Source organism: Streptomyces lavendulae subsp. lavendulae, from assembly GCF_002803845.1.
Taxonomy (GTDB): Bacteria; Actinomycetota; Actinomycetes; order Streptomycetales; family Streptomycetaceae; genus Streptomyces; species Streptomyces lavendulae.
Map to the genome: position 1 here is coordinate 6,261,263 of NZ_CP024985.1, position 23,298 is coordinate 6,284,560.

Here is a 23,298-nt window from a genome sequence, read left to right on the forward strand (position 1 = left end):
TAGTCAGTTCCTAAAGGGAACTTACTAGGTCGCGACGCGGGGGACACGGGTGTGCTGCAGGGGTTCAAGGACGTACCGCGGGTCGTGTGGCTGCTGGCTGCGGGGATATTCGTCAACGCCGTCGTCAGCTTCACCTTCGTCTTCGTCTTCCTCTACCTGACCGGCCCGCGCGGCCTCGGCGCCGCCGGGGCCGGCCTGGTCACCGGCATCGGCGGCCTCGGCCTCGTCGCCGGCAACTTCACCGGCGGCTGGTACGGCGACCGCTTCGGCCACCGCCGGGTGCTGCTCGCCGCCTCCGTCCTCGGCGGGATCACCCTCACGGCCTTCCCGCTGCTGCCGACCGCGCTGCTGTACGCGGCCCTGCCCCTGGCCCAGTACGCCTCCGGGGTGGTGCGCGCGGCGAACTCCGCGCTGGTGGCCGTCACCGTGCCCGAGGGGGCCCGGCGGCAGGCCTTCGCCGTCATGCGGTGCGTGTCCAACGGCGGCTTCACCCTCGGCCCGCCGCTGGGCGCGCTGGTGGCGGCCGGGCTCTCGTCCGAATGGCTCTTCGTCGGCGACGGCCTCGGCACCCTCTTCTTCGCCCTCTGGACCGCCCGCGTCGTCCCGGCGCGCGGCGCCTCCCGCAGTCCCGCCGCGGCCCCGGACGGGGGTCGGGGCCGCGGTGTCCTCGCCGAACTGCGGGCACGGCCCGCCGTCGTGGTGCTGCTCGGCGCGATCCTCGTCGCGGACGTGGTCTACCGCCAGCAGTACTTCGTCTTCCCCGTGTTCCTCGCCGACCACGGCCTCGACGTCCGCGCCTTCGGGTTCGTCATCGCCCTCAACGGCGCGGTCGTCCTGCTGCTGGAGCTGCCCGCCGCGATCGCGCTGCGCGACCGGCCGCCGCTCGCCGTCGTGGGGACCGGGCTGGTCCTGGTCGGGGCCGGGTACGGGGCGCTGACCCTCGGCGCGGGCGTCGCGACCGCCGTCGCCATGATGGTGCTGCTGAGCCTCGGGGAGATCCTCTACAAGACCACCGCCACCGCCTACGTCGCCGACCAGGCCCCCGACCACGCCGTCGGCCGCTTCCAGAGCCTGTACGCCGGGGTCTCCGTCACCGGCACCGTCCTCGGGCCGCCCGCCGGAGGGGCCCTGTACGCCGCCGCCCCCGGGCTGCTGTGGCCGGTGTGCGCCGTGCTGGCCGCCGCGGCGGGGGCGGCCTTGATCCGGCTCTCGGCGCGGCGGGCGCGGGCGGCCCGGCGACACGCGGTGCGCCCGGCACATGAGACCGGTTCGCGACGGCGGGCCGTCGCCGGTTAGGTTTCGGGCATGACTGCTACGCGTACCACCGGCGCCGTCGCCGCCGGACTTGCCACCATCGCCTCCGACGGCACCGTCCTCGACACCTGGTTCCCCGCCCCCGAGCTGGTCGACGCGCCCGGCCCGGCCGGCACCGAGCGCCTCACCGCCGAGCAGGCCGTGGAGCTCCTCGGCGCGGCCGCGGCCAAGGCGATCCGCTCGGACGCGGTCCGCGGCGTCGAGGTCGTAGCCGTCCGCACCGCCATCGCCTCCCTGGAGGACAAGCCGCTGGACGCGCACGACGCGTACCTGCGCCTGCACCTGCTCAGCCACCGCCTGGTCAAGCCGCACGGTCAGAACCTCGACGGCGTCTTCGGCCTGCTGGCCAACGTCGCATGGACCTCGCTGGGCCCGGTCCCGGTCGACCAGGTGGAGACCGTCCGCCTGAACGCCCGCGCCGAGGGCCTGCACCTCCAGGTCACCTCGATCGACAAGTTCCCCCGCATGACCGACTACGTCGCCCCCAAGGGCGTGCGCATCGCCGACGCCGACCGCGTCCGCCTCGGCGCGCACCTCGCCGAGGGCACCACCGTCATGCACGAGGGCTTCGTCAACTTCAACGCCGGCACCCTCGGCACCTCCATGGTCGAAGGCCGGATCTCGGCGGGCGTCGTGGTCGGCGACGGCTCCGACATCGGCGGCGGCGCGTCCACCATGGGCACCCTCTCGGGCGGCGGCAAGCAGATCATCTCGATCGGCGAGCGCACCCTGATCGGCGCCGAGGCGGGCGTCGGCATCGCCCTGGGCGACGAGTGCGTCGTCGAGGCCGGCCTCTACGTGACCGCGGGCACCCGCGTGACCCTGCCGGACGGCGAGATCGTCAAGGCCCTGGAGCTCTCCGGCGCCGACAACATCCTCTTCCGCCGCAACTCGGTCACCGGCGCCGTCGAGGCCCGCCCGTACAAGGCGGCCTGGGGCGGCCTGAACGAGGTCCTGCACAGCCACAACTGACCCCGCGCCGGCGCGGTTCGCCGTCGAGCCCCCTTCCGGTCCCCGCGCGGACCGGGAGGGGGCCCGTGCGTGTCCGGGTACCCGTGCCGAGGGCGGGCGGCGGTCCGTGGTCTCTGCGAAACCGTGAACGGGTTCTGGAGCGCGGCCCGCCGGTTCCACGAAGCCGTGTGTTCGGGTGACCCGGCCCGTGCCGAGGAGCGCCGGGAGCTGATGAACGGGTGCCGTGTCGAGGCCCGGCGCAGCCGCTATGCCTTCGTGGAGGCGGTGCAGCGGGCCATGGCGTCCTGAGGGGGCCGCGTCAGCGCAGGGGGAGCGTGCGGATCAGGCCCGCGAAGGCCTGCTCCTCCGCCTCCGTCAGCTCCACCGATTCCATCGGGTGCGCGTCGGCGCCGCGCTGGGCCGGGATGGCCGGCAGGCCGTCGTGGGCGCCCGGCTCGGGGTGGTGGAAGCGGCTGCCCCACAGCATGTGGCCGAGGCCGAGGACCCAGACCAGCGCCGCCACGAGCAGCACGGCCAGGCCGATTTCCTGGGCGGGGGAGATGGAGGGGAACACGCGGTCCTCCGATGAGTGCGTACGGTGCGAGCCGGTACGGAGCCGGGGCGGACGATCGGGCGTGCAGACACTCAACACCACAACCGGCTGAAATCGGGAGGTGTGTGGCGAGCGTCACGCCAGGGTCGAAAGTCCCCTCCCGCGCGGGCCGGGTGGCCGTCGCGGCTCCGGTCGGTGGTCGCCGGGTGACCGGAGGTCACGGCTCCGGTACGCCGCTACGGCTCCGGCCGGTACGCCGCTACGGCTCCAGGCGGAGCTTGAACCCCTCGTGGCTGCGCGCGAATCCGAGGCGCTCGTAGAACCGGTGCGCGGCCGTCCGCCGCTTGTCGCTGGTCAGCTGGACCAGGCCGCAGCCGCGCCCGCGGGCCCGCTCCACCGCCAGGGCCATCAGCTCGGCGCCGAGGCCCCCGCCGCGCCGGTCGGCGCGGATCCGTACCGCCTCGACCAGCGCCCGCTCCCGCCCGCCCTGGCCCAGGCCCGGGATGTAGGTGAGCTGCAGGCAGCCGACCAGCGCGTCCCCGTCCTGGAGGACCAGCAGTTCGTTGCGCGGGTCGGCCTCGATCGCGGCGAAGGCCCGCTCGTGGGCCCCGCCGGCCTCGACCGGGACCGGAGCGCCGACCCGGTCCCCGGCCCCGCCGGTCCCGCCGGCTCCGGCGCCCCCGTCGGCCAGCAGGGCGAGTACGGCGGGCAGGTCCTGGCGGGTGGCGACTCGGAAGATCATGCCCCGAGCATGGCAAGGGGCCCGGCCGGGACGGCGGCCGGGCCCCCTGCGGTCAGGGGAGGGACTACGGGCGGAAGCGCAGCACCTGCGGGTCGTGGTCGCTGTTCTGGGCGGAGAACTCGGCGTTGATGTGCACGCTGTCGTACGCGTAGTGCTTGACCCCCGGGCTGACCAGGATCTGGTCCAGCACCTGGGCGTTGCCCTGGTAGACGTAGGAGTAACGTTCCGCCTTCGGCAGCGACTTGATCGCCGAGTACAGCGCCCCGCCGTCCTCCAGCGCCTGCGCGGTGCCGGAGAACTCGAAGTCGTTGATGTCGCCGACGGCGAGCACGGAGGCGTTCTTGTCGGCCGCCAGCAGCTGCTTCACGAACCCGTTCACGGCCTGCGCCTGCAGCAGCCGCTTGGCCTCCGAGGAGCGCACCGGGGGCTGGTGGACCGAGGTCAGGCCCTCGTCGCCGCCCTTGGAGGAGAAGTGGTTGGCGATGACGAAGACCGTCTTGCCCTTGAAGACGAACTCGCCGGCCAGCGGCTTGCGGCTGTCGGCCCACGCCGCGTTCGCCGGGTCGATCCGGCCGGGGGAGTGGGTCAGGGCGGCCTTGCCGTTCTCCGTCGTGACCCCGGTCGCCGTCACGGCGTCGCCGGGCGCGCGCTCGGTGAAGGAGACCCGCGCCGGGTTGAAGAGGAACACCTGGCGGATGTTGCCGCCGGGCTCCCCGCCGTCCTTGTTGTTCTCCGGGGTGACCGAACGCCACTGGTAGGCGGGGCCGCCCGCGGCGGCGATGGCGGCCGTGAACTTCGTCAGCGTCTGCTCGGCCGACACGGTGCCGTCGTTCTTGGCGCCGTTGTCGTCCTGGATCTCCTCCAGGGCCAGGATATCGGGCGAGGCGAGGTTCTCCACGACCGCCTTGGCGAGGTTGTCGAACTTCGTCTGCGGGTCGGTCGGGTCGAGGTTCTCGACGTTGTACGTGGCCACCGCGAGCTCGTTCGCCGCCTGCGGCTTGGTCTTCTCGGGCGCGAGGGTCCCCGCCTTGACGGTGCCCAGGGTGCGGGCGACCAGGGTGTAGCCGCCGAACTGGTTGAAGTCGAGGGGGCCCTCGGTGGTCCCGGTCAGCTTGTCGCCGACGTTGGCCACCGGGAACGGCTGCTGCGCCACCGGCGCGAGCTGCTGGATCTGGAGGCGGCCGGTGTTCTGGGACTCGTACGAGCCGTAGAGGGTGCCGCCGCGCTTGGCGGTGTTCTCCCAGCCCTTCACCGTGACCCACATCTCGCTGTACGGGTCGGTGGCGCCGACCACGCGCGAGGTGCCGATCTTGACGTTCATGCCCTCCAGGGACTCGTAGTAGTCCAGGGCGTAGCGCGAGGGCTCCAGGGTCAGGCCGTTGATGCTGTTGGCGGCGGCCGGGTCGCCCGTCGGGGCGTAGGCGGCCGGGACCGAGTACTCGTTGACGGCGACGGCCGCGGGCAGCGCGTTGCCGGAGGAGACCACCGTGACGGTGGGCTTGGCTATCTGGGTGACCGACTGGTTGCCGGAGTTGACGCCGCCGGGAACGTACTCGCCGACCGTGCCCGAGACCTTGACCGCGTCGCCGACGGCGACGGTCGGGACGGAGCCGGTGAAGACGAAGATGCCCTCGCTGGTGGCGGGGTCGTCGTCGGCGTCGGGGTCCTGGATCCAGAATCCGCGCGAGCCGTAGGTGCGCACGCCCGTGACGATGCCCTGGACGTCGGCGACCGGCTTGCCGTTGAGCGGGGATGTCCGGGTGGTGCCCTGGATGTCGTGGATGCGTATCGGATCGGCGGACACGGCGCCTTCGGCCGCGTCGGCGGTGCCCGCGAGCAGGCCGGTGGCCAGCGCGGTGGCGACGAGGGCCGCGACGGCGGCGGAACGGGGATGCGAGGAGCGCATGGGCGGGAACTCCGGAGGTGTGGAGGAGAGGGGCCTCGTGGGCCCCGGTACATCTACGCGCGTCAATTTCCTGTGTGACCAGGGAAGTTGTCAAGGGCTCCAGGGAAGACAGGAGTTGACTGTGGGATGAACCAAAGACGTTGGCCCGCCGGGGCTGCCCGAAATGCGTCTACCCTGGTACGCCGTACCAGGCATGACGGCCCGTCCGGCGTGCCACCCGGCGCCGCCCCGCACGCACCGCCCGCCCGACCCCCGCACCGCCGCCCTGCGTCACCCGCCGGACCGCACCACCGCCCGACCGTCCCGCCGTAGTGCGCGTCCCGTCCGAACCGCCCTACGCATCCCGTCCGAGGAGAACCACCGCATGTCCGCAGAGCCGCACCCCTCGCTGCCGCCGGTACGGCTGCACTCCGATGCGGAGCTGGCCCGCGACGCCCTCGTCGCCCCGCTGTTCGCCCGCGCCGTACGCCTCGCCCGCTGGGCCGGCCCCGACACCCGTGTCGACGTCGGCGGCGAACTCGTCCCCCAGCAGCTGGCCGAGGCCGTCGCCCTGCTCGGTCTCGACGCCGCCGACGAGGACAGCCCCGGCCACGCGGCCCAGGCCTGGCGGGTCGCCGTGGACACCGGCCTGGTCGACGTGACGGAGCCGGAGGAGGACGTCGAGGGCGGCGGCGACGGCGCCGAGCCCGAGTACGGCACCGCCGTCCCCGGGGAGGACCTCGCCCTCGTGTCCGGCGGGGCGCCCGGTGACGTGCTCGACCTGTGGCTCGCGGCCCTGGACGCCGTCCTCGCCGACGCCGCCGTGCCCGACCTGGACGACCTCGTCGACGCCATGGACGCGGGCGGCGAGATCGACTTCGACCGGCTCGACTGGAACCCGCAGCGCGAGGCCGACTTCCTCGACGGGATCCTCGCCAACCTCTACCTGCTCACCGTCACCGAGGGCGGCGCGGGCGACGGCCCGGTGCCGCTCCCGGTCCTCGCCGCCTCGATGATCGTGCCCGACGACATGGGCGACCCCACCGACGCGGTCCTGGAGCAGGTCTCCGACGCGATGATGCGCCTGGACGACCAGTTCCGGCAGCTGGAGCCCATCGGACTGGTGGAGTTCCACCCCGTCGACGAGGAGCTGATGACGGAGGCCGACGACCTCCCCGACACCGTCATCGAGGACGACGAGGACGTGTCCCGCTACGGGATGGTCCGGCTGACCCCGCTCGGCCTGTACGGCGTCCGCGCCCGGATGCTGGAGGCCGGGGTCGAGGCCCCGGCCCTCGGCGAACTCGCCGACAAGGGCGCCGACGCGCTGCTCGACGCGGTGTCCTTCTACTCCGAGGCCGCGGCGCAGGCCGAGATCGAGCAGTGGCTGGCCGGCCGCGAACTGCCCGTCGCGGTCGCCGAGCTGCTCGCGGCGGCCCGCGGCGCCGACGAGGCCGCCCCGCTGCGCCGGCTGCGCTGCCAGCAGGCCCTGACCCCGGCCGGGCGGGAGGCCGAGCCGGCCGTCCGGGCCGTGCTGGACGACCCGGAGCTGGGCGGGCTCGCCCGGGTCTGGCTCGCCGAGCACGGGGTGGGCGACGTACCGGCGCCGGACCCGGAGATGGTGCTGTGGCTGACGGTCGACACGATCGCCGCGCAGCTCGCCGCGGAGGGGGAGACCGAGGAGCTGCCGCTGCTGATGCGGACGCTGACCGAGCACCACAACGAGTTCTTCGAGCAGGTGTGGCGGGTCGAGCACCCCGCCACGGCGTACGTGCTGGAGGCCATGGGGCGGCTCCACCCCGACAAGAAGTCCTCGAAGGAGGCGCGCAAGGCCGCGTTCAAGGCCCGCTCCCGCAGGCCCTGACCGGCGGCGGGGGTGCGGTCGGCCAGGGGTCCCGGCGGGCCGGTTCCGGGGGTCCCGGCGTTCCGGTTTCCCGGCCGGTTGCGGGGGCCCCGGCCGCCGGTGCACAACCAGCCGTTCGAGTGGCCGGAGTACGCCATTCCGGCCACCGGCAAGGGGTCGGCCGCGCTTTCGGGGTAGTTCAGCCGCCGTTCACGTACGGGCGGGAGCGTGTGCGCCGACGACCGTACGTCAGGCGCACCACCTCCCCACCCTGGAGACCCGATGCCCCTCAGCCGCAGAGACTTCACCGCCCGTACCGTCATCGCGGGGGCGGGTGTCGCCCTGACCGGAACGGTCGGCGCCCTGGCCACCGCCCCCGGGGCGCTGGCCGCCGACGACGGCCCCGGAGCGTACGGGCACGACGAGCACGGCCGCCCCCACGGACCCGGCTACGGCCCGCTCCTCCCGGACCCCGCCGGACTCCTCGCGCTCCCGGCCGGGTTCACCTACCGCGTGATCACCCACAGCGGTGTCACCACCCTCGACTCCGGCGAGAGCACCCCGTCCAACCACGACGGGACGGCCACGTTCGAGGGACACCGCGGGGTCACCCTCCTGGTCAACAACCACGAGCTGAAGGGGCCGCGCGCGAACTGGGCGCGTCCCGTCCCGCTCACCGACGGCCTGGTCTACGACCCGGCCGCGGCCGGGGGCTGCACCGTCGTCGAGGTCCGGCGCGGCGGCGAGGTCGCCGAATGGGTGGGCATCGCCGGTACGTCGACCAACTGCGCCGGCGGGGCCACTCCCTGGGACACCTGGCTGACCTGCGAGGAGACCGAGGACCTGGCCGGCAAGAACGGCATGACCAAGGACCACGGCTACGTCTTCGAGGTCGACCCCCACGACCGCCGGGCCAACCGCGACCCGAAGCCGGTCAAGGCCTTCGGACGGTACGCCCACGAGGCCGTGGTCATCGACCCGCGCCAGGGCCACGCCTACCTGACCGAGGACGCCTCCGGCCCCAACGGGCTGCTCTACCGCTGGACCCCGCCGCAGGGCTTCCGGCACGGGCGCGGCAGGCTCCGTACGCTCGCGGCCGACGCCGGGGTGCTCGCGGCCGCCAAGTGCTTCGACTCCTCGGGCCGGTTCGTGGACGACCTCTCGCGCGCCACGAAGACCGGCACGGTGTACGGGGTCGACTGGGTGGCGGTCGCCGACCGCGACGCGCGGACCGTCCCGGTGCGCAAGCAGTTCGCCCCGGGCGCCGTGACCCGGGCGCGCAAGCTGGAGGGGATGTGGTGGGCCGACGGGGGCGCGTACTTCGTGTCCTCCTACGCGCGGGAGGAGAGCCCCGGCGCCGCCCACGACGGCCAGGTGTGGTTCTACGACCCGAAGCGGCGCACCATCCGCCTCGTCGTCCTGATCGGGGTGAACGCCGACCCGGGGGCGGAGGGCGGCTACGACGGCCCCGACAACATCACGGTGTCCCCGTACGGCGGCCTGGTCATCGCCGAGGACGGCAGCGGTCTGCAGCACCTGCTCGGGGCGACCGAGTCGGGCCGGGTCTACCCGCTGGCGCGCAACGAGCTGAACATCGGCACCGCCGAGGCCCCCGAGTACTCGGAGTTCACCGGGGTCTGCTTCTCCCCGGACGGGCGCACCCTGTACGCCAACATCCAGGAACCCGGCATCATGCTGGCCGTCACCGGCCCGTGGAGGCGCGACCGCTGAGGCAGGGCGCGACCGCCGGTGCCGCAGGGCGGCACCGCGGACGCCGTGGGGTTCCGCCCGTCAGGGCGGGGCCTCACCGGTCCGCGCAGACCTCCGCACGCGAGGCCGCGGCCCACTCCTCCAGCAGGAACTCGTACGCCTGCGAGGGCCACTCCCCGTCCACCCGGGTCTCGACAAGCAGCCGTATCGCCTCGTTCGCCTCGGCGGCGGACGGGCGCGCGGGGCCCGCGGGCCGGAGTGTGTTCTGCATGGGTTCAAGGCTACGGGCGGGCACTGACAGCCACCTCCGGATTACGCGTGGCATCCATCACCCGGCGACGTCTCCCCGGCTCCCCGGCCGCGTCATGTGCCCGCCCACCTGCTCAGAGTGCCTGCGAGGCGGGCTTGACCATGCCGCGCACTGTGCGGGACTTCACAAAGTCGCCCATGGCCGTCATCTCCCATTCCCCGGAGAACTGCTTGATCAACTTGGCCATCATGACCCCGGTCTGCGGCTCGGCGCCCGTGAGGTCGAAGCGCACCAGCTCCTCGCCGCTCGCCGCGTCGATGAGCCGGCAGTAGGCCTTGGCGACCTCGGTGAACTTCTGGCCGGAGAAGGAGTTCACCGTGAAGACCAGGCCGGTGGCCTCGGCGGGCAGCCGGCCGAGGTCCACGACGATCACCTCGTCGTCCCCGGCGCCCTCGCCGGTGAGGTTGTCGCCCGAGTGCTTGATCGCGCCGCCCAGGATCGACAGCTTGCCGAAGTAGCAGCTGTCGATGTGGTTGCGCTGCGGGCCGTAGGCGATGACCGAGGCGTCGAGGTCGATGTCGGCGCCACGGAACGCGGGCTCCCAGCCGAGGCCCATCTTGACCTGGGACAGCAGTGGGCGGCCGCCCTTGACCAGGGACACCGTCTGGTTCTTCTGGAGGCTGACCCGGCCCTTGTCGAGGTTGATCTTCCCGGCGCCGGGAAGGGCGGCGGCGGGCGCGGGCGGGGCGGCGGGCGCCGCGGCCGCGGGAGCCGGACCGCCGAGCCAGGGGGAGACCGGGTGGGCGGCGGCGGGGGCGGGAGGCGCCGGGGGCATCGGCGGGGCGACGGGCGCCGCGGCCGCGGGGGCGGCGGCCGGTTCCTCGTCCACGGAGACCCCGAAGTCGGTCGCGATGCCGGCGAGGCCGTTGGCGTACCCCTGGCCGACCGCGCGGACCTTCCACACACCGCCGCGCAGGTAGACCTCGACGACCACCAGGGCGGTCTCGGCGCCCAGCTGCGGCGGGGTGAAGGTGGCGATCACCGCACCGGAGGCCGCGTCCCGCACGGTGGCGGTGGGCTCGATGCCCTGGAAGGTCTGGCCGGCGGCATCGGGACTGGCCGTGACCACGATCCGCTCGATGCCGGCGGGCAGCGCGCCGGTGTCCACGGTGATGGAGTCCGGAGCCGCCCCGCCGCCGGACCGGTAGCCGACACCGGGCCCGGACGGCTGGTTGTAGAAGATGAAATCGGCGTCGGAACGCACCTTGCCGTCCGCCGCGAGGAGGAGGCCCGACACGTCGAGCCGCACCGGGGCGGCCACCTCCACCGTCACGCCGACGGTGTTGAGCGGCAGGTTGGAACCAGGGGTCATAGCGGTCATGCCCGGAGAACGACCGGAGCCGCTTTGCCGTTCCCTTACCCTCGCGGAAGATTCCCCGGAGATCCCCGGGAGATCCCCGGGGAGGGCTCAGCGCCGGTTGCGGGGGTGGTTGCGGGCTGTGCGCTCGTTGCCGAACTTGTACGCGCCGGTCCAGCGGGCCATCACCAGCTGGGCGTCACCGGACTCCACCTCGGCCAGGAACTTCTCGGCCCGGCCGCCGCGCAGGGTGCCCGCGGCGCGGCCCTGGTGCGTGATGACGACGGTGCGGTCGTGGCGTACCTCGTACGTGAACCCGTGCGGCTTCGGCATGCGCGCAGCCTGCCCCGCCGACGGCGAGGCGGGCAACGGATTTAGCGGCGCGGGGCGTGCCCGGCCCCGGGCTCAGCGCTCCCCGCCGGTCACCCGGCGGGGCAGTCCCAGGGGGTTGGCCTCGCGCAGCTCCGGCGGCAGAAGCGCGTCCGGGACGGACTGGTACGCCACCGGGCGCAGCCAGCGCTCGATGGCGGTGGCGCCAACGGAGGAGGAGTGCGAGGTGGCCGCCGGGTACGGGCCGCCGTGGTGCTGGGCCGGGGCCACCGCGACCCCGGTCGGCCAGCCGTTCACCACGACCCGTCCGGCCAGCTCCGTGACCTGCCCGATCAGCTCGGCGGCCGACGGGGAGCCGGCCGGGGCCGGGGCGCCCCCGGTCTCGGCGGCGGACAGGCGGAGGGTGGCGGTCAGGTTGCCGCCGAGCCGGGCCAGCACCGCGGTCGCCTCGCGCGGGCCGGCGTAGCGGACGACGACCGTCACCGGGCCGAAGCACTCCTCCAGGAGCACCTCGTGGGGGCCGCCGTCCTCCAGGAGGGTCGCGGCCCGCACGCTCAGGTAGCCCGCGGCGACGGAGTGCTCCCCGCCGGGGCCCGGCAGGACGGGGGCGCTGACACCGGGCAGGGCGGCCCGCTCGCGGACTCCGGCGAGGAAGTTCTCCCGCATCCGGTGGTCCAGCAGCACCCCCGGTCCGGTCTCCCCGAGGGCCTTCGCGAGCGCGCCGGCGAGCCGGTCGCCGTCGGGGCCCTCGGGGACCAGCACCAGGCCCGGCTTGACGCAGAACTGGCCCACGCCGAGGGTGACCGAGCCCGCGAGGCCGCTGCCGATGCCCTCGGCGTCCTCGGCGGCCGCCGCCGGGGTGACCACGACGGGGTTGAGGGAGCCGAGTTCGCCGTGGAAGGGGATGGGGACCGGCCGGGCCGCGGCCGCGTCGAACAGGGCCCGGCCGCCCCGGAGGGAGCCGGTGAAGCCGGCGGCGGTGACGAGGGGGTGGCGGACCAGCTCCAGCCCGGCGTCGAAGCCGTGCACGACGTGGACCACCTCGGGCGGCAGCCCGCTCGCCCCCGCCGCCCGGCGCAGCAGCGCGGCGCACAGCTCGGAGGTGGCCGGGTGGTCGGGGTGGGCCTTGACGACCACGGGGCAGCCGGCGGCGAGGGCGCTGGCGGTGTCCCCGCCGGGGACGGAGAAGGCGAGCGGGAAGTTGGAGGCGGCGTAGACGGCGACCACGCCCAGCGGCACCTTGTACCGGCGCAGTTCGGGGCGCGGCGGGGTGAGGCCGGCGTCGGCGCGGTCGATGCGGACGTCGAGGTGGGAGCCCTCCTCGACGGCGTCCGCGAAGGCTCGCAGCTGGCCGGTGGTGCGGGCGAGTTCGCCGGTCAGGCGGGCCGGGCCGAGCGCGGTCTCGGCGTCGGCGGTCTCGACGACCAGGGGACCGGCCTCGTCGAGCAGGTCGGCGGCGGTGCGCAGGAAGGCGACGCGGGTGGTGAGGTCGGCCAGGGCGGCGCGGGCGGAGTGGGCCGCGCGGACGGCCAGGTCCACGTCACGGGGTGTCGCTTCGGCGGTGACCTCTTCGCGCTGCTTCCCGGTGCGGGGGTCCACACTCCAGACTGGTGTCGCTGCCATGGCCCGCTGCCTCCTGGATCGTTCAGTATTCTGAACGCCGTTCCGGTGGATGAATGATCACTTCTGCTGCGGACTCTATTTCCGCGTCCATCGCGTGACAAGAGGCGATCAGAGCCGACCAGAGGGGAAGCAGGCCCATGACGACAGCCGAGACGGGTGAGAAGGGCAGTGCGGGCGGCGCGGAGGAGGGCGCCGGACCGGAGGGCGCGGGGGCACCGCCGGCGCCGGTGAAGTCGGCGGTGCGCACGGTGGTGCTGCTGGAGCACTTCGCCGCCCGGCCGGGACTGCACAGCCTCGCCGACATCCAGCACGACCTCTCCCTGCCCAAGTCCAGCCTCTACATGCTGCTGCGCACCCTGGTGAACCTGGGCTGGGTGGAGACGGACGCCACCGGCACCCGCTACGGCATAGGCGTACGGGCCCTGCTCGTCGGCAGCTCGTACATCGACGGGGACGAGGTGGTGGCGGCGGCCCGCCCCACCCTGGACCGGCTCTCCGACGACACCACCGAGACCATCCACCTGGCCCGGATGGACGGGACCAGCGTGGTGTACCTCGCGACCCGGCAGTCCCAGCACTACCTGCGGCCCTTCACCCGGGTCGGGCGCCGGTTGCCGGTGCACTCGACCGCGCTCGGCAAGGCGCTGCTGGCCACGCACACCGACGAGGAGGTGCGCAGGCTGCTGCCCCGGCGGCTGGAGGCGGTCACGCAGCACACCGTCACCGACCGGGAGCAACTGGTCGAGGAGCTGGCGCTGGTGCGGGAGCAGGGGTACGCGGTGGACCGCGAGGAGAACACGCTCGGGCTGCGCTGCTTCGGGGTGGCCGTGCCGTACCGGACGCCGGCGCGGGACGCGGTGAGCTGCTCGGTGCCGGTGGCGCGGCTGACGCCGGGGCACGAACAGGTGATCAAGGCCGCCCTGTTCGAGGCGCGGGACCGGCTGTCGGTGGTGACGCGGCGGATGTGACGCGGCGGATGTGACGCGACGGGTGTGAAGCGGCGGGTGTGAAGCGGCGGGTGTGAAGCGGGCCCCCGGGGCGGACGGTCGCCCCGGGTGGGGGCGTGCGGGTGGCGGCGGCGCGCTGCGGACGTGGGGGTTCCTCCCCCGGGTGGGGGAGGCGGATCACCTTCGTGGGGGAGGTGGAGGGGCGCCGCGCACGGGACCGTTGGGACATGACCACACGAGCGGCGCAGACGACGACCCCGGCCCGGACACCGACTCCGACCCCGGCACGGCCGACGGCCCCCCACCCGGGGGCCGGGCGGCGGATCCTGGCGGGCGCGGCCCTGGCCGCCACCCTGCCGTACCTCACCCTCAAGACGGCCTGGGTGGCCGGGAGTCATCTCGGCATACCGGAGGGCAGCATCCTGCTGAGACCCGGGCTGTTCTTCACGGTCGCCAATGCCGTGACGCTGGCGATGGACGCCTGCGTGATCCTGCTCGTACTGGTTCTCACCCGTCCCTGGGGCATGCGGATCCCGTCCTGGCTGCTGACCCTGCCGGTCTTCGTCGCCACCGGGCTGCTCACCCCGATCGTCCTCGGCTACCCCTCCCAACTCCTCGTCAGGGCCCTGGGCATGGGCGCGGACGAGCAGGTCCGGGCCGCTTCGAAGCCCTTCCTCGAACCCTGGGTGTTCGCCGTCGTCTACGGCGGCTTCATCATCCAGGCGGTCGCCCTGACCGGACTGTTCGTCCCCTACGCGCGGGGACGCTGGGGCGGCCTCTGGCAGGGCGCGGCCGGCCGGCGGCTCCCGTCTCCCACGGGGGTGGTGGCGGGAGCCGCGGCGGTCTGCGCGGGGGCCGTGGGCGCGGCGCACCTGTACTGGGCCTTCGGGGGAAGCGCCGGGCTGTCCGCCCAGCAGGCCGCCGTGTACTCGGCGGAGACGGGTGTGGTGTCCGCGGCCCACGCGGTCTGCGCGTTCGCGGCCGCCGCGGGAGCGCTGCTGCTGGCCCGCGGCGGGACGGGCCGGGCGGACCTGCGGCTGGCCCTCGCCTGGATCGGCTCGGGCGCGACGTTCAGCTGGGGGACGTGGATGCTGAGCGCGGCCGTGGGACCGCAGCTCGACTCGGGCGACGGGACCACCGTGGCGCTCACCCTGACCTACGCTGGCCAGATGATCACCGGATTGCTCTCGGCCGGTGTCCTCATACGGTTCCTGAGGTCCCGCCGGACCGCCTGAGGCGGGGAGCGGAGTACCGGGGGACGGGGCGGAGCGGGTCCGTGCGGGGCGGGCGCGAGGCGATCGGGGGAGCGGGGGAGCGGTGAGCGGGGTCGGCGGGGAGGCACCGGGCGCGGGGCGGCCGGGGGAGGCGCGCGGGTGGGCCCGGCGGGTGCGGGAGTGGCCGGGGCGGGCGCTCGGGGCACGGGTGCGGCTGCGGTGGGTGCACCAGATACTCGGCGGGGCGCTGCTGATGCCGTACCTCCTGCTCGCCCAGGTCGGGGTGGGCGTGGCGGCCGGCGGGGCCAATGCCATGGCCTCCTTCCGGCTGACCCTGATCGCCTACGTCGCCGCCCTTCCGCTGGCCGCCGTCACCGGGCTGGTCGGGCTGGTCCGGCCGCTGTCGGTGGCCGCGGTGCGGGCCATGTGCGGGGTGCCGGGGGACACCCTGGCCGAGGGGCAGGCCAGGTCCTGGGCCGCCCGGTGGCGGGCCTCCGCCTGGTGGACCCTGCACCTGGGGGTCGGCGCCGTGGTCAGCGGGGTGAGTCTCGCGGCGCCGCCCATGGCGGTCGTGCTGATCGTGCTGCCGCTCTCGGACACCCTGCGCGGATCCCGCCTCGGAATGGGATGGCTCAGTACGACGGCCGAGGTGTTCGTGGCCCCCGTGCTCGGGGTAGGGCTGCTGGCCGGGGTGGTCCTCTGCGCCGCCGGGGCGGGTGCGCTGCTGGCCCGGCTCGCGCCCGTGCTGCTGGGCCCGACCGCGGCGGACCGGCTGGCCGCCGCGGAGGAACGGGCGGCCGACCTCGCGGTGCGCAACCGGCTGGCCCGCGAGCTGCACGACGCGGTGGGACACGCCCTCAGCGCCGTCACCCTCCAGGCGGGTGCGGCCCGGCGGGTGCTCGACAGCGACCCCGGCTTCGTCCGGGAGGCGCTCGCCGCGATCGAGGACACGACCCGGCGCACCGTGGGCGAGCTGGACGCCGTGCTCGGCCTGCTGCGCGACGGCGACCCGGCGCGGGCCGACGCGGCGCCGGCCCCGACCCTGGCCGCCGACCTCGACGGGCTGCTGGCCCGCACCCGGGCCGGCGGCACCACTCTCACCGCCGAGCAGCACCCCGGCCCGGCCGGGGACTGGGCGCAGCTCCCGGCGATCGCCTCGCGCGAGGCGTACCGGATCGTCCAGGAGGGCCTCAGCAACGCCCTGCGCCACGGGGCGGGGCCGATCGCCCTGCGGATCCGGGTCCACATGTCCGACGGCCACCGTGAAGACGGCCACCGTGAACTGGAGATCACCATGACCAACCCACCGGCTCCGTCCCCGGCCCCGCGCGCGGGGGAGGAGCGGCGTACCACCGGGGGGCGCGGACTGCGGGGCGCCGCCGAGCGGGCCGCGCTCCTCGGCGGCCGCGTGGAGGCCGGCCCGTACGAGGACGGCTGGCGTCTGAGAGCGTCCCTGCCCCTCGGCGACGCCCCCGCCGAGCAGCCCGCGCGGGGGGCCGGGCGATGAGCCGGGTGCCGCTGCGCGTGCTGATCGCCGATGACGAGCGGATGGTCCGTACCGCCCTGCGCGTCATCCTCGACGCCGAACCCGATATGGAGGTCGTCGGGGAGGCCGCCTCCGGGGCCGAGGCCGTCGGGCTGGTCCGCTCACTGGCACCCGACGTGGTGCTGATGGACGTCCGGATGCCGGAGATCGACGGCATCCGGGCCACCGAGCAGATCCTCGCGACCATGGCCGAACCGCCCCGGATCGTGGTCGTCACCACCTTCGAGAACGACGCCTACGTCTACGACGCGCTGCGCGCGGGGGCCTCCGGGTTCCTGCTCAAGCGGGCCGACGCGGACGAGCTGACCGGCGCGGTCCGGCTCGTCGCCCGGGGCGACTCGCTGCTCTTCCCGGCCGCCGTCCGCGCGCTGGCGGCCGCGCACACGGCCGCGGCCGCGGTCCCGGTCTGGGCCTCCCGGCTCACGGAGCGCGAGGCCGACGTCCTGCGCCTGATGGCCTCCGGCCTGTCGAACCACGAGATCAGCGAGCACCTGGGGGTGGGCACGCAGACGGTCAAGACGCACGTGGCCGGCGTCCTGGCGAAGACCGGCTCCCGGGACCGCACCCAGGCGGTCATCGCCGCCTACGAAGGGGGATTCATCATGAGGAAAGGGTGAGAACCCCGCCACAATCAGGGCAGAGCGGAACGCCAGGGACCGTCCGCGCGTCCTTCTGGGGGATGAACAAGACGATCAGGCGTGCGTCGGTCTTCTGTCTGCTTCTGGTGCTGGCCCTTTTGGTGCGGGTCACCTGGGTGCAGGCGTACCAAGGCCAGGCCCTCGCAGACGACAAGAACAACCGGCGCAACCTCATCGGGCAGTACGAGAACCCGCTGGGGAACATCATCGTGGGCGGGCAGGCCATCACCGGCTCCACGAAGACGAGCGGCAAGGACTTCGGGTACAAGAGGACGTACGTCGACGGCCCGCTCTACGCGCCGATCACCGGCTACAGCTCCCAGGCCTACGGCACCACCATGCTGGAGGGCGTCTACAAGAACATCCTGAACGGCTCCGACACCCGGCTCAAGACGGTCATGGACACGCTCACCAACAAGCGGGCCGATCCGGGCAACGTCCTGACGACCATCGACAGGGACGTCCAGAAGGCCACCTACGACGCCCTCCAGGGCAAGCAGGGTGCGGCCGTGGCCATCGACCCGGCGACGGGAGAGATCCTCGCCGTCGTGAACAACCCCTCCTACGACCCGGGCCGGATCACGGGAGCCAACGACGAGGCGGCCTGGAAGGAGCTGTCGGCCGACCAGGGCAAGGCCATGGAGAACGTGGCGCTGCGCAAGCCGCAGGCCCCCGGCTCCACCTTCAAGCTGGTCACCCTCGCGGCGGCGATCGAGAACGGGCTGGTCACCAGCATCGACGCGCCGACCGGCATCCCGGCCCCGTACACGATCCCGGGTACCCGCACGAACCTGCCCAGCGAGGCGGGCGACGCGGCCTGCAACAACGTCTCGGCCCGTACCGCCCTCAAGCTGTCCTGCAACAACGTCTTCGCGGAGCTGGCCTCCAAGCTGGGCCAGGACAAGATGCGGGCGACTGCCGAGAAGCTCGGGTTCAACGTCCAGATCGACACCCCGGTCCGCACCAACCCGCCGAGCAAGTACCCGGCGAAGAAGATGTCCATCGACCAGGTCGCGCAGACGGGTATCGGCCAGTTCGACGTCCAGGCCACCCCGCTCCAGATCGCCATGGTGACCGCCGCCATCGAGAACGGCGGCAAGCTCGTCGCCCCGCACATGGTCTCCGAGGTCACCGACTCCGACGGCAACACCCTGGAGAGCTTCAAGAACCCGAAGTCGCAGGAGGTCATGAGCGCGAAGACCGCCTCGATGCTCCAGGACGCCATGCGCACGGTGGCCACCGAGGGCGGCGGCAAGCCGGCCCAGGTCGCGGGCGCCGAGGTGGGCGGCAAGACGGGTACCGCCCAGCGCGGCGTGAACAACAACATCCCGCCGCTCGCCTGGTTCACCTCGTACGGCAAGTCGGGCGGCAAGCAGATCGCCGTCGCCGTGATGATCGAGAACTCGGACACCGACCGTTCCGAGATCGGCGGCGGCAAGCTGGCCGCGCCGATCGCCCAGAAGATGATGGCGGCCTGGCTGAAGAAGTAGCGGCCGCACGGGAGGAGGGGACGCGCCGGGAACCGACGGGGTTACCGGCGCGTTCTCCCTGCCATGATCAGGACCGCACTCCCGACCGACGTCGCAGCCATCGCCGCCCTGCACACCCGGGCGCGCGCCACCTACTACCGGGGCCGCGTCCCGGAGGAGGAGTACGACGGCGCCGCGGAACTGGCCCGGTCCCGCGAGGGCTGGGCCCGCGCGGTGGGCCGGGCCCCGTCGCAGGGGCGGGTGTTCTGCGCCGAACGGGACGGCGAGGTCACCGGGGTGGCCGCCTTCCTCACCGCCGACGGCGAGACCACCCTCACCCAGCTCCACGTCGACCCCGCGCACTGGCGCCGCGGCACCGGGGCCGCCCTGCACGCCGCGTGCCTCGACGCCTGGCGCCGGGCCGGGATCGAGCGGGTCCGCCTGGAGGTCTACGGGCACAACCTGCGCGCCCAGGCCTTCTACGCCTCCCACGGCTGGCGCCCCGACCCGGCGGACACCTCCTCCGGCACCCACCGCACCCTGTGGCTCCGGGTGCCCCGCGCGTCCGGGGAATGAGACGGGCCGATGGTTGGTTGAACCGCAAACCGTTTCATTCCCCATCAGAACCCGGAGAGAAGAAGGATCATGCGCGTCGAGATCTGGAGCGACATCGCCTGCCCCTGGTGCTACATCGGCAAGGCCCGTTTCACCAAGGGCCTGGCCGCGTTCGCGCACCGCGACGAGGTGGAGGTCGTCTTCCGGTCCTTCGAGCTCGACCCGGGCAGTGCCAAGGGCGTCACCGCCCCCGTGCTGGAGATGCTGGCCCGCAAGTACGGCCGCACCCTCGACGAGGCGCGCGGCATGGAGGAGCACGTCGCCGCGAGCGCCCGCGCCGAGGGGCTGACGTACCGGACCGAGGGCCGCGACCACGGCAACACCTTCGACATCCACCGCCTGCTGCACCTGGCCGCCGCCCGAGGCCGCCAGGAGGAGCTGCTCGACCTCGCCTACCGGGCCAACTTCGCCGAGGAGCGGTCGGTCTTCGACCCCGAGGTGCTGGTCGCGCTCGCCGTGGAGGCGGGGCTGGACGAGACGGAGGTCCGGGAGGTCCTCGCCGACGGGTCCGCGTACGCCGACGAGGTCCGGGCGGACGAGCGCGAGGCGTCCGAACTCGGTGCCAACGCGGTGCCGTTCTTCGTGTTCGACCGCCGCTACGGCATCTCCGGCGGCCAGCCGGCCGAGGTGTTCACCCAGGCCCTGGAGCAGGCCTGGGCCGGGCGTGAGCCGGGCGGAACGGACGCCGCCGAGGCCTGCGAGCCGGACGGGGCCTGCGCCGTTCCCCAGGCCTGACCCCGGCGGAAGGGGTGGGGCCCGGCGTCCGGCGCCGGGATCCCACCCCGGTCCCCACCCGGCCCCCTCGATCCCGCTCCGACCCCGCCTCATAAGGCAGCCTTGGAGTTGGCTTGAGTAAATTGATGATGGACTTTGAGATGTCCCTGGCGCAGAGTTGACGCCATGGACACCATCGACGTTTCCCTCGCCGACCTGTGCCGCGCCGAGTTCGCGCACTCCACCACCTACCTCAACACGGCCACCAGCGGGATCCTCCCGCGCCCCGCCGTCGCCGAGGTGCGCGCGCTCGCCGAGGCCGCCGGGGCCGGACTGCCCGCCGGATTCGGCGACTTCGAACGCGTGGAGCGGGTCCGGGCGTCCTTCGCCCGCCTGGTCGGGGTCGACGCCGGACGGGTGGCCATCGGCTCCTCCGTCGCCGCGCACGTCGGAGTGGTCTCGGCCTCCCTGCCGTCCGGCGCCGAAGTCCTGGTCCCCGAGGGGGACTTCGCCTCCGTCATGAACCCCTTCGTGGTGCGTGGCGACCTCAAGGTCCGCTTCGCCCCGCTGGAGTCCCTCGCCGAGGCCGTGGACGCGGACACCGCGCTGGTCGCGCTGAGCGCCGTCCAGTCCTCCGACGGGCGCACCGCCGACCTCGCCGCCATCCGCGCGGCGGCCGCCGCGCACGGCGCCCGGATGCTCGTCGACGCGACCCACGCCGCGGGCTGGCTGCCCTTCGACGCCTCGCCCTACGCGTACACGGTCACCGCCGGGTACAAGTGGCTGCTGGGCGGCCGCGGGGCCTCGTACCTCACGGTCTCCGAGGAGGCCCAGCCCGGCCTGGTCCCGCTGCACGCGGGCTGGGTGGCCGCCGAGTCGATGTGGGACGCCACCTACGGCCCGATGCGCCGACTGGCCCCGGACGCGCGCCGGTTCGACGAGTCCCCCGCCTTCCTCGCCTACCACGCCGCCGAGCCCTCGCTCGCGCTGCTGGAGCGGGTCGGCATCGACGCCGTGCACGCCCACGACACCGCACTGGCCGCCCGCTACCGGGCCGGACTCGCCCGCCTCGGCCACGAACCCGTGCCGGGCGAGACCCCGATCGTCTCCGTTCCGGGCCTCGCCGGCCTCCAGGAGCGGCTCCTCGGGGCCGGGGTGTCCACCGCGGCCCGGGCCGGGGCGCTGCGGGCCTCGTTCCACCTGTACAACACGGAGGCGGACGTCGACCGGCTGCTGGACGTGCTCGCCGGCTGACCCCGCCGCCCCCGGACCCCGCCGTCCCCGGACCCCGCCGCGAGGCCCCGGAGGCCCCTACCGCCAGGCCGCCGTCGCCGCCGCCAGCGCCGGGGCCGGGTCCGCGGACAGGGCCGAGGCCAGGGCGCCGAGCGCGGCCGCGACCGCTTCGGGCGAGGCCGCGGGGCCGTAGTGGTTGACCCGGACCATCTCCTGGGCCAGGGCCCCGCCGCCCGCCGCGAGCGGGGCCGCCGGGTCCGCCGACAGGGCCTTCGCCACCACCAGGGAGGCCTCCGGGACCCGCAGCGTGGTCGCCACCGGCGCCGCCTGCGCCGGGTCCGCGACCCACGGGGCGATGCCGAGGGCCGCCGCGCCCGCCCGGGTGGCGCGGGCGGCGGCCCCGTGGCGGGCCGGCACCCCGTCCGGGCCCTCGGCCGAGATCCGGTCCAGGCAGGCTTCCAGCGCCAGCATCTCCAGCTGCGCGGGCGCGTGCAGCAGGGCCTTGCGCCCGCCGTCGATCCAGCGCTCCTTCCAGTCCAGGAGGGAGAGGTACGAGCGGCGCGGAGCCGCCGGGTTCTGTGCGAACCGGTCCCACGCGCGCTGCGACACCGACACCGCCGAGACCCCCGCCGGACCGCCCATCGCCTTCTGGGCGCCGATCACGCACAGGTCCACGCCCCACGCGTCCGGCAGCAGCGGCTCGGCGCCCACCGACGCCACCGCGTCCAGCATGAACAGCGCCCCGTGGGCCCGTACCGCCTCGCCGATCTCCGCGACCGGGTTGGTGTTGCCGGTGGCGGCCTCGGCGTGCACCAGCGAGACGAAGTCGATCTCCGGGTGCGCGGCCAGGGCGCGCGCCACCTGCTCGCCGGTGACCGCCGTGTCGAACGGCACCGCCAGGTCCACCACTTCGGCCCCGGCGTCGCGCAGCCAGTTGCCGAAGGTGGTCCCGTAGGGCCCGGTGACGATGTTCAGCGCCGTCGAACCGGGCCGCGCGCCCGAGCGGATGCAGCCCTCCAGCGGCAGCAGCGCCTCGCCCTGGGTGATCACCACGTCCTGCCGGGTGCCGAGCAGTGCGGCCACTCCCCGCTCGATCGTCGCGAAGCGCTCGGGGGTGAGCGGCGGAAGGTCCAGGAGGGGGTGCGTCACGGCGGTGCTCTCTTCGTCCGGGGTTACCGGGTGAGCGTACCCAGCACGCGCGTAGGGTGCCGACATGAGTGATCAGAGCGGTGTGCTCCATGTGAAGGGACGGGTCCTCGTCGGGCCCCACGAGGTGCGCGACGAGCTGTGGATCGTCGGCGGCCGGATCTCCTGGGAGCGGCCGCGCGCCGCCCGCGAGGTCACCACGGTCACCGGCTGGGCCCTGCCCGGTCTGGTCGACGCGCACTGCCACGTGGGCCTGGACGCCCACGGTCCGGTCGACGCGGCGACCGCCGAGGAACAGGCCCTGACCGACCGGGACGCGGGCACCCTGCTGATCCGCGACGCGGGTTCCCCCTCCGACACGCGCTGGATCGACGACCGCGCCGACCTGCCGAAGATCATCCGCGCGGGCCGGCACATCGCCCGGACCCGCCGCTACATCCGCAACTACGCCCACGAGATCGAGCCCGCCGACCTGGTCGAGTACGTCGGCCGCGAGGCGCTGCGCGGCGACGGCTGGGTGAAGCTGGTCGGCGACTGGATCGACCGCGACGCCGGCGACCTGACGGCCTGCTGGCCGCGCGCCGAGGTCGAGGCGGCCATCGCCGAGGCGCACCGGCTCGGAGCCCGGGTCACGGCGCACTGCTTCGCCGAGGACTCGCTGCGCGACCTCGTCGAGGCGGGCATCGACTGCGTGGAGCACGCCACGGGCCTCACCGAGGACACCATCCCGCTGTTCGCGGAGCGCGGCGTGGCGATCGTGCCGACCCTGGTCAACATCGCGACGTTCCCGAAGCTGGCGGCGGGCGGCGAGACGAAGTTCCCCCGCTGGTCGGCGCACATGCGCAGGCTGCACGAGCGGCGCTACGACACGGTGCGGGCGGCCTGGGACGCGGGCGTGCCCGTGTACGTCGGCACCGACGCGGGGGGTTCCCTGCCGCACGGCCTGGTCGCCGCCGAGGTCGCGGAGCTCGTGAAGGCCGGGATCCCGGCACTGGACGCCCTCTCGGCGACGGCCTGGGCGGCCCGCGAGTGGCTCGGCCGGCCGGGCCTGACCGAAGGGGCGCCGGCCGACCTCGTGGTGTACGCCTCCGACCCGCGGGCCGACGTACGGGCCCTGGCGCAGCCGGACCGGGTGATCGTGAACGGCGAGGTCCGCGCCTGACCCCGCGCCCGGACCCGGGCGGACGCTCGTTGACGGGGCGTGACATCCGCGCCCCG

At 74.2% G+C, this 23,298-nt stretch carries 22 protein-coding genes; 14 read left to right on the forward strand and 8 right to left on the reverse strand.

Annotated elements, in window-relative coordinates; translation table 11 throughout:
* Nucleotides 1-54 precede the first annotated feature (54 nt).
* From SLAV_RS27945 to SLAV_RS41150, 3 genes are all read left to right on the forward strand, one after another.
* Nucleotides 55-1,296, forward strand: coding sequence for an MFS transporter (locus SLAV_RS27945; protein WP_030233348.1), 1,242 nt, complete (start codon nt 55-57; stop codon nt 1,294-1,296).
* A 9-nt stretch (nt 1,297-1,305) separates the two neighbouring features.
* Nucleotides 1,306-2,286, forward strand: coding sequence for a 2,3,4,5-tetrahydropyridine-2,6-dicarboxylate N-succinyltransferase (gene dapD, locus SLAV_RS27950; RefSeq protein ID WP_030233350.1), 981 nt, complete (start codon nt 1,306-1,308; stop codon nt 2,284-2,286).
* Between the two features lie 123 nt (nt 2,287-2,409).
* Nucleotides 2,410-2,574, forward strand: coding sequence for a hypothetical protein (locus SLAV_RS41150; protein ID WP_158740733.1), 165 nt, complete (start codon nt 2,410-2,412; stop codon nt 2,572-2,574).
* A gap of 10 nt (nt 2,575-2,584) precedes the next feature.
* Here SLAV_RS41150 and SLAV_RS27955 read toward each other — a convergent pair whose 3' ends face one another.
* From SLAV_RS27955 to SLAV_RS27965, 3 genes are all read right to left on the reverse strand, one after another.
* The gene (locus tag SLAV_RS27955; protein ID WP_030233353.1) at nt 2,585-2,839 is read right to left on the reverse strand and encodes a hypothetical protein; all 255 of its coding nucleotides are present in this window, start codon (nt 2,837-2,839) and stop codon (nt 2,585-2,587) included.
* A 238-nt stretch (nt 2,840-3,077) separates the two neighbouring features.
* The gene (locus SLAV_RS27960; protein ID WP_030233356.1) at nt 3,078-3,560 is read right to left on the reverse strand and encodes a GNAT family N-acetyltransferase; all 483 of its coding nucleotides are present in this window, start codon (nt 3,558-3,560) and stop codon (nt 3,078-3,080) included.
* Nucleotides 3,561-3,624: 64 nt separating this feature from the next.
* Nucleotides 3,625-5,466: a DUF8508 domain-containing protein gene (locus SLAV_RS27965; protein WP_030233358.1), complete on the reverse strand. Its 1,842-nt coding sequence runs from the start codon at nt 5,464-5,466 to the stop codon at nt 3,625-3,627.
* Between the two features lie 364 nt (nt 5,467-5,830).
* Between SLAV_RS27965 and SLAV_RS27970 the strand changes: the two genes are divergently transcribed.
* Together SLAV_RS27970 and SLAV_RS27975 are read left to right on the forward strand one after the other, a co-directional pair.
* Nucleotides 5,831-7,309 (forward strand): hypothetical protein, encoded by a 1,479-nt coding sequence (locus SLAV_RS27970; protein ID WP_030233361.1) that lies wholly within the window; start codon nt 5,831-5,833, stop codon nt 7,307-7,309.
* A gap of 261 nt (nt 7,310-7,570) precedes the next feature.
* On the forward strand, nt 7,571-9,019 hold the full coding sequence (locus SLAV_RS27975; protein ID WP_030233363.1) for an alkaline phosphatase PhoX: 1,449 nt from the start codon (nt 7,571-7,573) through the stop codon (nt 9,017-9,019).
* A 73-nt stretch (nt 9,020-9,092) separates the two neighbouring features.
* Here SLAV_RS27975 and SLAV_RS41605 read toward each other — a convergent pair whose 3' ends face one another.
* From SLAV_RS41605 to SLAV_RS27990, 4 genes are all read right to left on the reverse strand, one after another.
* Complete coding sequence (locus SLAV_RS41605; protein WP_167456803.1) at nt 9,093-9,269, reverse strand: hypothetical protein; 177 nt, start codon at nt 9,267-9,269, stop codon at nt 9,093-9,095.
* Between the two features lie 112 nt (nt 9,270-9,381).
* Entirely contained in the window at nt 9,382-10,620 is a 1,239-nt protein-coding gene (locus tag SLAV_RS27980; protein ID WP_030233366.1) for a TerD family protein, read from the reverse strand.
* 96 nt (nt 10,621-10,716) lie between these two features.
* On the reverse strand, nt 10,717-10,938 hold the full coding sequence (locus tag SLAV_RS27985) for a hypothetical protein (RefSeq protein WP_030233367.1): 222 nt from the start codon (nt 10,936-10,938) through the stop codon (nt 10,717-10,719).
* 72 nt (nt 10,939-11,010) lie between these two features.
* Nucleotides 11,011-12,558, reverse strand: coding sequence for an aldehyde dehydrogenase (NADP(+)) (locus SLAV_RS27990; RefSeq protein ID WP_030233370.1), 1,548 nt, complete (start codon nt 12,556-12,558; stop codon nt 11,011-11,013).
* A 137-nt stretch (nt 12,559-12,695) separates the two neighbouring features.
* Between SLAV_RS27990 and SLAV_RS27995 the strand changes: the two genes are divergently transcribed.
* The 8 genes from SLAV_RS27995 to SLAV_RS28030 all read left to right on the forward strand — a co-directional run bounded on the left by SLAV_RS27995 (nt 12,696) and on the right by SLAV_RS28030 (nt 20,955).
* The gene (locus SLAV_RS27995; protein ID WP_234333708.1) at nt 12,696-13,526 is read left to right on the forward strand and encodes an IclR family transcriptional regulator; all 831 of its coding nucleotides are present in this window, start codon (nt 12,696-12,698) and stop codon (nt 13,524-13,526) included.
* Nucleotides 13,527-13,732: 206 nt separating this feature from the next.
* On the forward strand, nt 13,733-14,740 hold the full coding sequence (locus SLAV_RS28000; protein ID WP_030233375.1) for a hypothetical protein: 1,008 nt from the start codon (nt 13,733-13,735) through the stop codon (nt 14,738-14,740).
* Between the two features lie 151 nt (nt 14,741-14,891).
* Nucleotides 14,892-16,226, forward strand: coding sequence for a sensor histidine kinase (locus SLAV_RS28005; RefSeq protein ID WP_037687737.1), 1,335 nt, complete (start codon nt 14,892-14,894; stop codon nt 16,224-16,226).
* Complete coding sequence (locus tag SLAV_RS28010) at nt 16,223-16,882, forward strand: response regulator transcription factor (protein ID WP_030233380.1); 660 nt, start codon at nt 16,223-16,225, stop codon at nt 16,880-16,882. Before SLAV_RS28005 ends, SLAV_RS28010 begins: the two co-directional genes overlap by 4 nt.
* Before the next feature lie 62 nt (nt 16,883-16,944).
* Nucleotides 16,945-18,393: a penicillin-binding transpeptidase domain-containing protein gene (locus SLAV_RS28015; protein WP_030233383.1), complete on the forward strand. Its 1,449-nt coding sequence runs from the start codon at nt 16,945-16,947 to the stop codon at nt 18,391-18,393.
* A 63-nt stretch (nt 18,394-18,456) separates the two neighbouring features.
* The gene (locus tag SLAV_RS28020; protein WP_030233385.1) at nt 18,457-18,948 is read left to right on the forward strand and encodes a GNAT family N-acetyltransferase; all 492 of its coding nucleotides are present in this window, start codon (nt 18,457-18,459) and stop codon (nt 18,946-18,948) included.
* 69 nt (nt 18,949-19,017) lie between these two features.
* Nucleotides 19,018-19,722: a DsbA family oxidoreductase gene (locus SLAV_RS28025; protein ID WP_030233388.1), complete on the forward strand. Its 705-nt coding sequence runs from the start codon at nt 19,018-19,020 to the stop codon at nt 19,720-19,722.
* A gap of 165 nt (nt 19,723-19,887) precedes the next feature.
* The gene (locus SLAV_RS28030) at nt 19,888-20,955 is read left to right on the forward strand and encodes an aminotransferase class V-fold PLP-dependent enzyme (RefSeq protein ID WP_030233396.1); all 1,068 of its coding nucleotides are present in this window, start codon (nt 19,888-19,890) and stop codon (nt 20,953-20,955) included.
* Between the two features lie 57 nt (nt 20,956-21,012).
* Here the strand turns inward: SLAV_RS28030 and SLAV_RS28035 are convergent, their stop codons facing one another.
* Nucleotides 21,013-22,083, reverse strand: coding sequence for a pyridoxal-phosphate-dependent aminotransferase family protein (locus SLAV_RS28035; protein WP_030233397.1), 1,071 nt, complete (start codon nt 22,081-22,083; stop codon nt 21,013-21,015).
* A gap of 64 nt (nt 22,084-22,147) precedes the next feature.
* Here SLAV_RS28035 and SLAV_RS28040 point away from each other — a divergent pair, with 64 nt between their 5' ends.
* A complete protein-coding gene (locus SLAV_RS28040) occupies nt 22,148-23,242 on the forward strand; it encodes an amidohydrolase family protein (RefSeq protein WP_030233400.1) in 1,095 nt (364 codons plus the stop codon).
* Nucleotides 23,243-23,298 lie beyond the last annotated feature (56 nt).

Coding starts and splice junctions, on each gene's coding strand:
- dapD (WP_030233350.1), top strand. CDS start 1,306: ATGACTGCTACGCGTACCACCGGCGCCGTCGCCGCCGGACTTGCCACC.
- SLAV_RS27960 (WP_030233356.1), bottom strand. CDS start 3,560: ATGATCTTCCGAGTCGCCACCCGCCAGGACCTGCCCGCCGTACTCGCC.
- SLAV_RS27965 (WP_030233358.1), bottom strand. CDS start 5,466: ATGCGCTCCTCGCATCCCCGTTCCGCCGCCGTCGCGGCCCTCGTCGCC.
- SLAV_RS27970 (WP_030233361.1), top strand. CDS start 5,831: ATGTCCGCAGAGCCGCACCCCTCGCTGCCGCCGGTACGGCTGCACTCC.
- SLAV_RS27975 (WP_030233363.1), top strand. CDS start 7,571: ATGCCCCTCAGCCGCAGAGACTTCACCGCCCGTACCGTCATCGCGGGG.
- SLAV_RS41605 (WP_167456803.1), bottom strand. CDS start 9,269: ATGCAGAACACACTCCGGCCCGCGGGCCCCGCGCGCCCGTCCGCCGCC.
- SLAV_RS27980 (WP_030233366.1), bottom strand. CDS start 10,620: ATGACCCCTGGTTCCAACCTGCCGCTCAACACCGTCGGCGTGACGGTG.
- SLAV_RS27985 (WP_030233367.1), bottom strand. CDS start 10,938: ATGCCGAAGCCGCACGGGTTCACGTACGAGGTACGCCACGACCGCACC.
- SLAV_RS27990 (WP_030233370.1), bottom strand. CDS start 12,558: ATGGCAGCGACACCAGTCTGGAGTGTGGACCCCCGCACCGGGAAGCAG.
- SLAV_RS27995 (WP_234333708.1), top strand. CDS start 12,696: ATGACGACAGCCGAGACGGGTGAGAAGGGCAGTGCGGGCGGCGCGGAG.
- SLAV_RS28000 (WP_030233375.1), top strand. CDS start 13,733: ATGACCACACGAGCGGCGCAGACGACGACCCCGGCCCGGACACCGACT.
- SLAV_RS28010 (WP_030233380.1), top strand. CDS start 16,223: ATGAGCCGGGTGCCGCTGCGCGTGCTGATCGCCGATGACGAGCGGATG.
- SLAV_RS28015 (WP_030233383.1), top strand. CDS start 16,945: ATGAACAAGACGATCAGGCGTGCGTCGGTCTTCTGTCTGCTTCTGGTG.
- SLAV_RS28020 (WP_030233385.1), top strand. CDS start 18,457: ATGATCAGGACCGCACTCCCGACCGACGTCGCAGCCATCGCCGCCCTG.
- SLAV_RS28025 (WP_030233388.1), top strand. CDS start 19,018: ATGCGCGTCGAGATCTGGAGCGACATCGCCTGCCCCTGGTGCTACATC.
- SLAV_RS28030 (WP_030233396.1), top strand. CDS start 19,888: ATGGACACCATCGACGTTTCCCTCGCCGACCTGTGCCGCGCCGAGTTC.
- SLAV_RS28040 (WP_030233400.1), top strand. CDS start 22,148: ATGAGTGATCAGAGCGGTGTGCTCCATGTGAAGGGACGGGTCCTCGTC.